This window comes from Bilifractor sp. HCP3S3_D3 (assembly GCF_052063915.1).
Lineage (GTDB): Bacteria > Bacillota > Clostridia > Lachnospirales > Lachnospiraceae > Bilifractor.
In genome coordinates this window covers 96,193-108,677 of record NZ_JBQHWP010000003.1, presented here as the reverse complement: position 1 = coordinate 108,677, position 12,485 = coordinate 96,193, and the positions used below count along the sequence as shown (strand labels likewise).

At 49.4% G+C, this 12,485-nt stretch carries 11 protein-coding genes; all 11 read left to right on the top strand.

Annotation, left to right across the window (positions count from 1 at the left end):
- The 11 genes from ACTNDI_RS02790 (at position 1) to ACTNDI_RS02740 (ending at position 12,474) form a co-directional block, all read left to right on the top strand.
- Entirely contained in the window at positions 1–909 is a 909-nt protein-coding gene (locus ACTNDI_RS02790; protein WP_441099233.1) for an ABC transporter permease, read from the top strand.
- A 13-nt stretch (positions 910–922) separates the two neighbouring features.
- A complete protein-coding gene (locus ACTNDI_RS02785) occupies positions 923–1,912 on the top strand; it encodes an ABC transporter ATP-binding protein (protein ID WP_441099232.1) in 990 nt (329 codons plus the stop codon).
- On the top strand, positions 1,905–2,870 hold the full coding sequence (locus ACTNDI_RS02780; RefSeq protein ID WP_441099231.1) for an ABC transporter ATP-binding protein: 966 nt from the start codon (positions 1,905–1,907) through the stop codon (positions 2,868–2,870). The genes ACTNDI_RS02785 and ACTNDI_RS02780 overlap by 8 nt, the downstream gene beginning before the upstream one ends.
- A 17-nt stretch (positions 2,871–2,887) precedes the next feature.
- Positions 2,888–3,223: a nuclear transport factor 2 family protein gene (locus ACTNDI_RS02775; protein ID WP_441099230.1), complete on the top strand. Its 336-nt coding sequence runs from the start codon at positions 2,888–2,890 to the stop codon at positions 3,221–3,223.
- 87 nt (positions 3,224–3,310) lie between these two features.
- The gene (locus ACTNDI_RS02770; protein WP_441099229.1) at positions 3,311–3,478 is read left to right on the top strand and encodes a hypothetical protein; all 168 of its coding nucleotides are present in this window, start codon (positions 3,311–3,313) and stop codon (positions 3,476–3,478) included.
- Positions 3,479–3,517: 39 nt separating this feature from the next.
- On the top strand, positions 3,518–4,972 hold the full coding sequence (locus ACTNDI_RS02765) for an FAD-dependent oxidoreductase (protein WP_441099228.1): 1,455 nt from the start codon (positions 3,518–3,520) through the stop codon (positions 4,970–4,972).
- Positions 4,973–5,135: 163 nt separating this feature from the next.
- Entirely contained in the window at positions 5,136–7,250 is a 2,115-nt protein-coding gene (locus ACTNDI_RS02760) for an FAD-dependent oxidoreductase (RefSeq protein ID WP_441099227.1), read from the top strand.
- Positions 7,250–8,425 carry an NADH-ubiquinone oxidoreductase-F iron-sulfur binding region domain-containing protein gene (locus ACTNDI_RS02755; RefSeq protein WP_441099226.1) on the top strand — a complete coding sequence of 392 codons (1,176 nt, stop codon included), beginning with the start codon at positions 7,250–7,252 and terminating at the stop codon, positions 8,423–8,425. Before ACTNDI_RS02760 ends, ACTNDI_RS02755 begins: the two co-directional genes overlap by 1 nt.
- 163 nt (positions 8,426–8,588) lie before the next feature.
- Positions 8,589–9,122, top strand: a complete 534-nt coding sequence (locus ACTNDI_RS02750; RefSeq protein ID WP_441099225.1) for a hypothetical protein — start codon at positions 8,589–8,591, stop codon at positions 9,120–9,122.
- 239 nt (positions 9,123–9,361) lie between these two features.
- Positions 9,362–11,221 carry a BglG family transcription antiterminator gene (locus ACTNDI_RS02745; protein WP_441099224.1) on the top strand — a complete coding sequence of 620 codons (1,860 nt, stop codon included), beginning with the start codon at positions 9,362–9,364 and terminating at the stop codon, positions 11,219–11,221.
- A 311-nt stretch (positions 11,222–11,532) separates the two neighbouring features.
- A complete protein-coding gene (locus tag ACTNDI_RS02740) occupies positions 11,533–12,474 on the top strand; it encodes a sugar phosphate isomerase/epimerase family protein (RefSeq protein ID WP_441099223.1) in 942 nt (313 codons plus the stop codon).
- The last annotated feature ends 11 nt before the right edge of the window (positions 12,475–12,485 follow it).

Sequence of the window (12,485 nt, the reverse complement as noted above, 5' to 3'; positions counted from 1 at the left end):
ATGGCAAAAATGCATACTCCCGCGATGGAGAAAATTGAAAGAAAGAATGCAAGACGGAAAAGACCAAGGAGGATTACCCCATCCTATGAAGCATGGAAGCGTTTCCGGAGAAATCCGACCGCGCTTGTCGGACTGATCATTGTTGCGGCACTGATTGTGATCGCGATTCTTGCGCCGGTGATTGCTCCTTATGACTATCAGTCGCAGGACTATACGGCTATGATGCAGAAGCCGAGCTCCGTCCATCTGTTCGGTACCGACCAGTTCGGGCGCGATATCTTCAGCCGGTGTATTTATGGCACCAGATATTCCCTGCTGATCGCAGTCTTCTGTACGCTGGCGGCACTGTTCAGCGGCGGATTGCTTGGTATCATTGCCGGATATTTCGGCGGCAAAGTGGATACAGTCATCATGCGTATTATGGATATCTTCCAGGCTATACCGATGATCATGATGGCTATGTGCATTGTGGCTGTCCTTGGAAATGGCATTCCCCAGCTGGTCGCTGCAATTATGTTTGCTTCGATGCCCACCATGGCGCGTAACAACCGCGCTGCGATTCTCCGGGTGCGTGGAAACGACTACATCGAATCTTCTGAGGCGATCGGATGCAGCAAGTTCCAGCTGATCATGAAACATATGATTCCGAATGCTGCCGGTATTATGGTCATTTTCTTTGTCGGATTCCTTGCAGTTTCGATCATGATGATGTCTTCCATGAGCTACATTGGCGTCGGTCTTGCTGCTCCTACACCGGAATGGGGACTGATTCTGAACGACGGAAAATCTTATCTGACATCAGCACCCTATATGATGGTATTCCCGGCGTTGATGATCATGGTTACCTGCTTTGCATTTAATCTGATGGGCGATGGTCTCCGTGATGCATTTGACCCGAAGATGAATTAAGGAGACGGCGAAAATGGGTGAGAGAATATTAGATATCAGAGATCTTGTAATACATTATGAAACCGATGAAGAGGTTGTCGAAGCCGTAAATAAAATTAATCTCTCTCTGGAAAAAGGAGAAATCCTTGGTCTGGTCGGCGAGACCGGAGCCGGCAAGACGACGACGGCTCTTGGAATCATGCGGCTGTTGCCGCCTAAAGTAGGGCATGTTATTCAGGGCAGCATTAATTTTGAAGGAGAGGATCTGATGAAGTGCTCTGAAAAAGAGATGCGTGCTATCCGGGGCAAGAAGATCTCCATGATCTTCCAGGATCCTATGACGGCTCTGAACCCTGTGAAAACTGTCGGCGATCAGATCGCCGAGGTAGTGGAGCTTCATGACAACTGCTCGAAGGTAGAGGCGTTGAAGCGTGCGCAGGAAATGCTTGCCATGGTAGGAATCGTCCCGGAACGATATAAGGAGTATCCGCATCAGTTTTCCGGCGGCATGAAGCAGAGGATTGTGATTGCGATTGCCCTTGCCTGCGAGCCGGATCTTTTGATTGCTGATGAGCCGACCACAGCACTGGATGTAACGATTCAGGCACAGATCCTTGACATGATGCGAAAACTTCAGAAGGAGAAGGGAACTTCGATGATTCTGATTACCCACGATCTGGGTGTGGTGGCAGAGATGTGCGATCACTGCGCAGTAATGTATGCGGGGGAGATCGTGGAATACGGTACAACCGAGCAGGTGTTTGATAATCCGAAACACCCATATACCAGGGCATTGTATCAGTCTATTCCAAGTCTGGACAAGGAAGTGAAGCGTCTTCACGTGATTCCGGGAATGGTCTGCGATCCATCCGATCTGCCGACCGGATGCAGCTTCTGCGACAGATGCACGGAAAAGAAGGCGGCGTGCGCCGAACATGATCCGTGGATCGTCAATGTAGAGGCGGGACATTATGCGAAGTGTTTCCAGTACACACCGGAATGGGAGGCGGACAAGAATGAGTGAGAATCTTCTGGAAGTCAGAAATTTAAAAAAATATTTTTCCACTCCGCGCGGGGCACTCCATGCGGTTGATAACGTCACTTTTAATATTGAGAAGGGAAAGACGATCGGAATCGTCGGGGAATCCGGATGCGGAAAATCAACACTGGGGAAAACTCTGATGCGTCTGCATGAGCCGACCAGCGGTGAGGTTCTGTATAATGGCGTGGATATTGCGGGTATGCCTCTGAAAAAATTCAAAAAGGAGTATCGTTCTCATATCCAGATGATTTTTCAGGATCCGTATGCTTCTCTGGATCCGCGTATGGACGTATTGCAGCTGATCGAGGAACCGATCAGGGTAAATAATAAGAATCTGAGCAAGAAGGAGGTAGAGGACAAGGCGAAGGAGATGATGGAGCTGGTTGGTCTGGCAAAGCGTCTCGAAACAGCTTATCCGCATGAGCTGGACGGCGGTCGTCGTCAGCGAATCGGAATTGCCCGCGCGCTCTCACTGAACCCGAGTTTTATCGTCTGTGATGAGCCGGTTTCCGCGTTGGATGTGTCCATTCAGGCGCAGATTCTGAATCTGCTGATGGATTTGCAGGAGCAGAGAGGTCTGACTTATATGTTCATCACGCATGATATGTCGGTGGTAAAGCATATCTCAGACGATATTGCCGTGATGTATCTGGGGCAGATGATTGAAAAATGCCCGGCAGATGAAATTTTCCGTGACACGATTCATCCCTATTCGCAGGCGCTCCTGTCCGCGATTCCGATTCCGGATGTGCACGCGAAGCATGAACGGATGGTACTGAAGGGAGAACTTACCTCTCCAATCAACCCTAAGCCGTGCTGCCGGTTTGCCAAGAGATGCCCATATGCGACAGAAAAGTGTCGTCAGGAGGAGCCTAAGCTTCGCGAGATGCGCCCGAATCATCTGGTTGCGTGTCATTATGCGGAAAAGTTTGTGAAATAACAGAACAGGAGGCTTGCATGACCAATAAAGAAATTATTACAGCAATGTATAAAGAGTTCTTCAATGAGCATAATTTAGATGCAGCACGGAAATATGTCCGGGAGGATTATAAACAGCACAATCCCGGCGTTGCACAGGGAAGAAAGGGACTGATGGACGGCTTTCGTCAGAAATTCATTGATGAACCGACCTTCCGGTTGGAGATTCAGATGATTATCTCGGAAGGAGATATGGTGGCTGTTTATCTGAAAAATGTGGATCCGGAAGGCAATACCAAATGCAGAGTGGTCGATATCTACCGGATTCAGGGAGGACAGCTTGCGGAGCACTGGGACGTGCTTCAGCCCTGCTGAGGTCAAAATATGACATCTTTTCTGACCTGGCGAAAAAAACAGGCAGGAGGATGTCATTTTTTTTCGCGGGATGGGTTTGTAAAGGAAATGCATCCGGCATCAGACTGCAATACAATAATGCCAGAAATCAGGAAAGAAACCAGGCTGAGGGAAAGTGCATCGGCAAAATCAGAAGCACTGAAGCTGAAAATCAAAAAGTTCAGCAGGAAAAATAAGAAGTACAGTAATAAAGATGTGACAATTGAAAAGCTTTGACAGAACACATGGACGAACGGTCCGGAAATGAGGAGAGATATGGCAGATTTTGAAACCCAGATTGTAGTAATTGCGGGTGGCCCCGCAGGATTATGCGCAGCTGTTCAGGCTGCCGAGGATGGCGCGGATGTCATCCTGATCGAGAAAAATGCAGCAGTCGGCGGCGCGGCCAACATGGGAATGGGCCCGTTGGCAATCGGTTCCAAATACCAGAAGAGACAGATGTATGACATCACTGTTGAGAAGGCACTCAACATGTTTATGGAGTACACCCATTACAATGTAGACGCCCGTCTGATGAAGAGATATTTTGAACAGTCCGCGGAGACGATCGAGTGGCTTGAGGACATGGGCGTTGAATTCGAAGGCGCTTATAAGTACTTCACAAAGAGCGAGCCGACCTGGCACATCGTAAAGACAGATCAGGGAATCGGACCGCGCGCGGCTTCCTTTATGAACAAGGCCCTGTTTGCAAGGGCACAGGAGCTGGGTGTAAAGGTTATGCTTGAGACCCCGGGAAAGAAAATTCTGAAAGACGAGAATGGTCATGTATGTGGTGTCCTTGCCACAGATAAAGAGGGCAAAGAGATCACGATCGCCTGCAAGGCGGCAATCATTGCTACCGGAGGTGCCGGCGCAAACCCGAAGCTGATCAAGGAAGAGACCGGATATGAGTTCGGAAAAGACATGTTCAACTTCGCAATCCCGGGAAATGTCGGAGACGGAATTCGTATGGCATGGGAAGCCGGCGTAGACCATGTGCCGGTACGCATTGAGCAGGCGGCAAACTTTGAAGGAATCGATGAACTTCCGCAGAGCGTGCCCAATGTTCTGATGCAGCCGAATCTTCTTGTAAACCTGTTCGGCAAGCGTGTCATGGATGAGGAACAGATGCAGAACACGACATTCCTGAGCAACGCGGCATCTCATCAGAAGGAGCGCAAGCTGTTCAGTATTGTAGACAGTTCCATTGTGAAATACTATATGCGCAACGGCGTGGATGAGATTTCCATGGTTCGTACAAATCCTGATGTATCCGACTTTATCGAGGGAGTGAAACAGGCAGAGGAGAGCGGCAATAAGGGACTCTACGTGGCTGACAGTATTGAGGAGCTGGCGGAGAAGACAGGAATCGACGCTGACAATCTGGTAGAAACCGTCGAGGAATATAACGATTACTGCGACAGCACAGATGAAGAGTTCTTCAAGCGCAAAAAATATCTTCGCCCACTTGTAAAAGCACCGTACTATGCGGCAGCCATTCGTCCGGGCGGATATGGTACGGTCGGAGGCATCCGGATCAATGAAAACTGTGAGGCATGCGATAAGGACTTTGAGCCGATTCCGGGTCTGTATGCTGCCGGCGCAGATGCCTGCAACATTTACGATGATTCTTACATGTTCCTGCTTCCGGGCAACTCCATGGGATTTGCTGTCAACAGCGGCAGGATTGCAGGTATGGAAGCTGCGGAATTTGTAGAGGATGAAGACTGATTATAGAGGAGTCGGTCTGCGTCGTGCGGGGCATATAAATATATAGGTTTCCCGCGCGGCTTCCATGCTTCGGAAGAAGAACTTATACAGGTATAGGACAGCCATGGCTTTGAAGAACATAATATTCTCAGACCATGGCTTTTTTGAAGAGGAGAATGTAACGATGGCTGTCATCACAATTGATGGAGTAAAAATTGAAGTTCCGGAGGGGAAGAACGTCCTGGAATGTGCATTGGACGCGGGAATTTACATCCCGCACCTTTGCCATCACAAGGATCTGAATCCGCTCGGTTCCTGCCGGATGTGTATCGTGCAGGTAGAGGGACATGATCAGGTAGAGCCTTCCTGTATGCTGAAGGCAGAAGACGGGATGGTGATCGAGACACAGAATGAAGAGATCAAGAGACTTCGCATGCTTGCACTCGAACTGCTTCTGGCAGGACATCCGGAGGATTGTTCAACCTGTCCGAAATATGGGCACTGTGAGTTGCAGGTATTGATCCAGTATATCGGACCGAAGACCGGACGCATGAAAATGCGTTCCAAGGGATTCGCTGTCAATGATAAAAATCCCCTGCTCCTTCACGATATGAATCGCTGCATTCTCTGCGGACGATGTGTCCGCGCCTGCGATGACCTTCGCGGCGTCAACGTCCTGCATTATCAGAAGAGAGAGGATCTGGAGGTTTATACAGGAACCCTGAAGAACCGGCTTCTCAAGGACGCCGACTGCCGTTTCTGCCAGGCATGCGCAGAGGTATGCCCGACCGGAACGATCCGGGATATACTGGCATCGACGGAAAAGAGCAAGGAAGATTACGTAGTTCCCTGCAAGGCAGGATGTCCGGCCCATACCAACATTCCGGAATACCTTCGTTATATCAAGGAAGGTGACTATGATGCGGCAACGGCCGTAATTCGTGAGAAGCTCACCATGCCGAAAACTCTTGGATATATCTGTACCCATGCCTGCGAGCTGGAGTGCAAGCGCAGACTGGTCAATGAGCCGATGTCCATCCGGAATCTTAAGAGATACGCGACGGAGCACGAGACAGGCAGGTACTGGAGAGGAAAAGGCAAACAGCTTCCGGACACCGGCAAGAAGGTCTGTGTTGTCGGCGGAGGTCCTGCCGGACTTACCGCTGCGTATTATCTGAGAAAACAGGGCCATGACGTAACGGTGAAGGAAGCGCTTCCTACTGCAGGCGGCATGCTTTCGTATGGAATCCCCTCCTATCGTCTGCCACGAGAGATGGTACAGGAGGAGATTCAGGTCTTCACGGATCAGGGAGTAAAGATCGAGACCGGTGTGCGGGTAGACAAGCCGACAGAGCTGCTTAAAGAGTATGATGCGGTTCTGATGGCGATCGGCGGACACAATGGCGTACGCCTTCCGATGCCGGGAAAGGACCTGCCGGGAGTTCTGGTGAATATCGATTTTCTCCGCAAGGCGTCGATGGGCCTGGAAACAGGAATGGGACGCAAGGTCATCGTTCTCGGCGGCGGAAATGTTGCCTTTGACTGTGCAAGAACGGCAAAGAGACTTGGAGCGGAAGAGATCCATGTCGCCTGCCTTGAGGCAAGAGACAAGATGACCTCTGACGATGAAGAGATCGAGCAGGCACAGGAGGAAGGGATCTTTGTTCATCCGGCTCAGACCTTCGAGGCGATTACGGGTGAAGATCATGTGACCGGTGTCGACTTCATGAATGTAGAATCCTTTACGTTCGATGAGAACCATCGCGCAATTATTAAGAAGGAAGCAGGCTCCGAGCACCATATTGACGCGGATACTGTTATTTTTGCGACAGGACAGAGACCGGATATCACTGAGGATGCAGGCCTTACCCTTGGACGTGGGAACAGTATCACGGTTACAGATATTGTAAAGGATAAGAGAACTTCAGTGGAAGGAATCTTTGCTGCCGGTGACTGCATTTATGGTACAAAGTCAGTGGTTATGGCGATTGAGTCTGGCCGCGAGGCTGCCAGCCAGATTGACCGTTATCTGGGTGGCGATGGTGATATAGAGGAAGAACTCGCTCCGAAACAGGCAAAGAATCCATACATCGGAAAGATTGAAGGATTTGCATATCAGCAGAGACGTCAGCCGAAGATTGACCCGGCAGAGATGCGTCAGAACAACTTCAGCCTGTTCGATCATGGTCTGTGTGAAGAGGATGCTTGCGCTGAAGCCGGCAGATGTCTGCAGTGTGATCTGCGGCTGCAGATTTCAACACCGAAGACATGGGCAGACTTTGCAAAGGAGGCAAAATGATGGGAGCTCTTGCAAATGCGAAACAGGCAGGCCGCGAAGCGGTTCTTGCAAAGATCAAAGAAGCCGGACTGTGGGAGTACGGGGTAAAAAAGGAAGCACTTTCCGATAAATTCGAACGCGCAGCAGAGGGCGCGGCTGTGGAAGCCGGACTCAACAACGCCGACACAGACAAGGTTCTGCTTGGCCTTCTGAAGGACACACCGGAAAAAGTGCTGGAAGGAATTGCTGTAGCAGGATTCCTTACCGGGACAGAGTCTCTATCTCTTTATCTCCCGGAGAGTGAAACAGAGCTGACGGAAGCGTTGAAGGATAAGGCTGAGGCTTACGGCATTCAGCTCTTTAATGAGATCATCAATGTAAGAGCAGCTGGAGATGCGGTACTTCTTCATATTGTGACGGCTGCAGATCTTGCGGATCTTATGGACGGCTGTTATCAGAAAGGAGTCTATGTATCTGTTGACGGCGCACCGCTTCAGAAGAAGGCCGCCGATACCGGAATCGGTGAACTGGTATCCTTGGGATCGGCAAAGGCCGTAAAACTCGGATATCGCTATTATACTCCCACCGAGGCAGAAAGTCTGACGGCGGCGGATGCTACTACAGGCCTGATCCATGTTCTGACGGACAAGGACTGCATCGTAGCGGAGACGAGAGATCAGATGACCGAGTACCGCAAGGTCAGCTGCGGCAAATGCGTTTTCTGCCGCGAGGGACTGATTCAGCTGGAGTATGAGCAGAAAGAAATCACACAGGCACGCGGTAAGATGGAGTTCCTTGATCTCACGAAAGAAATCGGCGATGCCATGAAATTCTCGTGTCTGTGTTCCGTCGGACAGGAGGCGGCAAAAGCTGCTCTAGACGCGACAGAGAAATTTACGGGAGAGTACGAGGCACACATCAGGAAGAATAAGTGCCCGGCTGGTGTATGTACTGCTTTTGTACATATTTATATCGACCCACATACTTGTACGGGATGTGGAGAGTGCCTGGATGTGTGCCCGGCAGATTGTATCGAGGGCAAGGATAAATATATTCACATGATTGATGAATTTGACTGCACCAGATGCGGTAAGTGCATTGAGGCCTGCGAGGAAGGCGCTGTCATTCAGACGGCCGGAAAGCTTCCGAAACTTCCCAACCGTCTTACAAAGGTCGGAAAATTCCGCAGACATTAATTCGATGTGGACCGTTGTGTCCGTCTTTCTATATCAGGGGACAGAAACTGCGAAGAGGCGAAATGACAAGGGAACCTATACATTTTGTGGTGCTCCGGTTGCAGGAGATGAGTTGTTCGTGTATGAAAATCCTTTGTGTATATGGAGCGGAGGTGAACAGCAAGTGAAAAGTTTTCAGGAACGGCTTCTGAAGGACTTTGACATAAAACAGAAGATGGTCAATGGCAGGATGAAGAATGTTTATGTATATAAAGGAAAGTACGTCGCCTGGGATGTGAAACCGGATATACTGCAACGCTTTCGCAGAATCCATCTGGGAGGCGGGATTCTTGCACTGCTGCTTCTCCTGTGGGGAGCTTTCCAGAGCGTACCGGTTAATGCCTCCCACCTGACAGGATTTTTTACCCTGGTTTCCTGTGTGCTGATGGCGGTTCTGTTTTATGGAATTGTCTGGTTCTGCCGGTCGGGGGAACGAATGTACCTGAGAGACTGCAGGATGATCAGAGATATTATTCTGTGGAGTGGGATCACTTATGCTCTGGCTGCCGCGGCGAATGGAATTTGCGGCTTTATTTACCTGGTGTTGAATGGTGCGGGGGTCCGGTCAGTGCTTACAATTCTGGCTTATCTGGCTTCCGGTGTCATTGTACTTCTGGTCTACCTGGCTCAGCTGAAGCTGGCCTACCGGGAAGTATGATAAATAGGTTTGCAGTAATTGGAGTAAAAATGGAGGGAATCTCGAAGCGGGGCTTTGGGGTTCCTTTTTTACGCGAGCGTCGCGATAGCGAGATTAAAACTCGCGTAGCTTGTTTTATCTCGTTGAGTGAATGGAGAAGGGCTTTATCGGGTGAATCAGTGCTATGTGGATGGAAGATCATCTGATAAAATATAAGGTGAACTTAGAAACCACACTTCATAGCAGAAAGAAGAATTGTTGTGGAAAATTTCACGTTGAGCGCAAGGCAGAAGGTCATCCTTGAGCTTTTGAATCATTCGGGCGGAATCATGGCAGGTCCGCAGCTGGCCCGCAAGGTCGGTATTACGACGAGGACGCTTCGGACAGAAATCCGTCAGATGCAGGAGATACTTGACCGCAGAGGAATACGGATTCTGTCTCATTACGGAAAAGGGTATGAGCTGGAGATCATCAACAAGAAGACCTTTCAGCAGATTTTCTCAAACATGAATGAGGGACTGTCTAAAACCGACCGCATTCACTATATGATGATGAGACTGATGAATACCAGAGACCGGGTGGATATGTATGATATGGAGGATGAGATGTTCGTAAGCCGGTCTACGCTGGAAAGCGATCTGAAGGAGTTGCAGCGCATGATCAGCTGGAATGAACCTTTCATCGGCCTTATGGTGGGGAAAAATCAGATTCTTCTGGAAGATGATGAATTAAAAAAGCGGGACATTATGATCCGTATCCTGATGGAGTCATGGGATTTCAATTCCGAACAGGGGATTCAGGAAAACCGCTGGCTGGAAGGACTTGAGTATATTTCGCACGTTCAGAAAACCTTATACGCTGTATTTCAAAAGAGAAATATTCATCTGGACGAGTTTCAGTTCGTCTATCTGACCATCATGGTGCTTGTCATTTATACGCGAAATCTGAATGGATATCTCCTATACAGCGGAAATATCACGAACAACACCGCAAGATTTCTTTCTGTTGCGCATGAGATCCTCGATAATCTTGGTGTTCTGCAGGACACAGATATGGAAGAAGGCGACTATGAATGGCTGGCTGAGAGTCTTTCGGCATATTGCATCTGCAACGGAGAGGTTGAGGATGTGACTGTCGAAGATGATCATGAGCTTGTCGCGGAGCTGATCGACGGGCTGCGGGATGAATACGGAACGGATTTTTCGGGAGATACGGTGTTTCGTGCGGCATTGCAGGAAAACATCCGGAGGTACCGGTACCGCAGAGTGGCACTCACAAGCCGGATGCAGTATCTGTATCAGGACATTGAAAGAAACAATCCCATACTCGGGGACATGGATCGTTATCTGGAATGGAAGCTGGAGACAAAGTTTTCCTATCACGCGCACAGAGAGGAGCGCGGGCATCTGCTTCCGGTTCTTGCTGCCGCGTGGATCCGATACCAGAGGAGCCATCAGATGGAACTGACGGCTGTGATTGTCAGTGGTTTTGATTCTCAGATGCGAATGTATACGAAGGAAACCATCTGCAGAATGTTTGGGGGACGAATGCATGTGATCGCCTGTATTGCTCCGTTCGAGACGGAAGAGCTGAAAAAACTGCGTCCATCTCTGATCATATCGACGCAGAAACCTTCGGCGGAGAGGGAAAGCGGCGTGCCCATTGTCTCGGTCTCACCGGTTCTACAAGATGAAGATGTCCGGAAAATTCACTTTATCCTGGAAGAGCTTGAAAACGACATGCTTTTCCCTCGGATGAAGTATCCGATTGAAAGCTGTTTTCCGAACGATCTGCGTAACGTATGTCCGTCCGGCAGAGATCTGCGGGAGGTCCTCTCCGGATTTTCCGGTGCAATGAAGGAGATGGGCTATATTAAAGAGCTTCCGGATTTGTCCGAACTACGGTTCGGATTTCCCATGGAGCGGACGTTATTCTGTTACTGCAGTCGGGAAAGCATCTCGCAGACGGTTTTTGCAGAGCTGACCCTGAATCGCGAAATGATGTGGAACAAACAATATCCGGTCAACCATATCATCTTCGGAGCAGTCAGTAAAGGAGATCTTATCTACATCGGGCGTTTTTACCGGCATTTCGGGAACAGGATTTCCGATAAAATTTAAAAAAGCCTGAAAGAACATAAAAAACTATGGCGACGATTCAAGGGAACGGATGGTGCGGCAGTGCACGGTCCGTTTTTTATATGTGTGAATAGATGTCGTCAGCTCTGTGACATTTCTGCATGGAAGAGAAGCAGACATTCCGATATTTCCGCCATATAGGGGAAATAATCCGTTTGCCGCTGACGATACAAAACCGTATTCTGTAATTATCAGTTCTACATGATTTGGTGATGTAAAACGTATGAATTCCGCATGGTGCTCCGCGAGAAGCGCGAATGCATGAAGCGGCTGCGAGAGTTGGGAGGTAAGATATGAAACTGAGCTTCAGTACAGAGGTCGTAGACCTGGACCATCAGGCTCCGAACCGAAATAAACGGGAGAGCAAGTATTTCTGGGATGAAATGTATCAACTGATTTCCGCGGGTGGATTCCGTAAAATTGATATTCCTTATGAGCCGAAGTGGGATTTCGGCGGCAGATCAGGAATTCCGAGAACCAGGAGATCGATCGACATCAAATTCGGGAACACAGAAGGATATCTGAAATTTCTATCGGAAAATGGAATAGAAGGAATCAGCTCGGTGCATCTGGACCCGACGCTTTTCTGCCAGGGGGCGCTTCCAATATTTTTTGGAGCGGCAGAGCATTTTGGAAGGGATGCGATTCAGTTTGCTTCCGAGGCAGGTGCCGATTCTTTTATCCTTACCGCGACACCGACCTGTTATGCCGTGCGTCGGACTCTCGGGGAAGCATCTGAAGAGGATTTTTTGAAGCAGATGAAGGAACTGACAGAGAGACTGGCGGATTTTGCAGAGGAAAAGGGCGTCAGGCTTTGTCTGAAAAACGAATACTGGGGACTGCTTCGGGGAGACGGGATCACAAATTTTGTGAGAGATATGAAAGAGAATGTGTATCTTGATGTGGATACCGCGCACCTCTCCATTGCCGGAGCAGATGTTCGGGAATTTATCAGGGAGAATAAGCGGCGGATCGGGTCCGTTACCCTTACAGATACTTCTTTTAAGGATCAGAAAGAAGCCTACAGGCAGGTTATGCCGGAATTTCCGGCGAAAGCGGCAACATGGGTATTCCGGGATCCGGGATTTGGAACGGTTGATCTGAAGGCATGTGTCGAGGCTGCGGGCGAGGCCGGGTATGATGGAACATTCCATTTGAACTGCAGAAATTCTGCTGCTATCTGCCGGTCTATTCTGCGGGCACGCTATTATGCGGACCATGTCCTGCATGCATGAGAAGGGGGTCA

Coding starts and splice junctions, on each gene's coding strand:
- ACTNDI_RS02790 (WP_441099233.1), top strand. CDS start 1: ATGGCAAAAATGCATACTCCCGCGATGGAGAAAATTGAAAGAAAGAAT.
- ACTNDI_RS02785 (WP_441099232.1), top strand. CDS start 923: ATGGGTGAGAGAATATTAGATATCAGAGATCTTGTAATACATTATGAA.
- ACTNDI_RS02780 (WP_441099231.1), top strand. CDS start 1,905: ATGAGTGAGAATCTTCTGGAAGTCAGAAATTTAAAAAAATATTTTTCC.
- ACTNDI_RS02775 (WP_441099230.1), top strand. CDS start 2,888: ATGACCAATAAAGAAATTATTACAGCAATGTATAAAGAGTTCTTCAAT.
- ACTNDI_RS02770 (WP_441099229.1), top strand. CDS start 3,311: ATGCATCCGGCATCAGACTGCAATACAATAATGCCAGAAATCAGGAAA.
- ACTNDI_RS02765 (WP_441099228.1), top strand. CDS start 3,518: ATGGCAGATTTTGAAACCCAGATTGTAGTAATTGCGGGTGGCCCCGCA.
- ACTNDI_RS02760 (WP_441099227.1), top strand. CDS start 5,136: ATGGCTGTCATCACAATTGATGGAGTAAAAATTGAAGTTCCGGAGGGG.
- ACTNDI_RS02755 (WP_441099226.1), top strand. CDS start 7,250: ATGGGAGCTCTTGCAAATGCGAAACAGGCAGGCCGCGAAGCGGTTCTT.
- ACTNDI_RS02740 (WP_441099223.1), top strand. CDS start 11,533: ATGAAACTGAGCTTCAGTACAGAGGTCGTAGACCTGGACCATCAGGCT.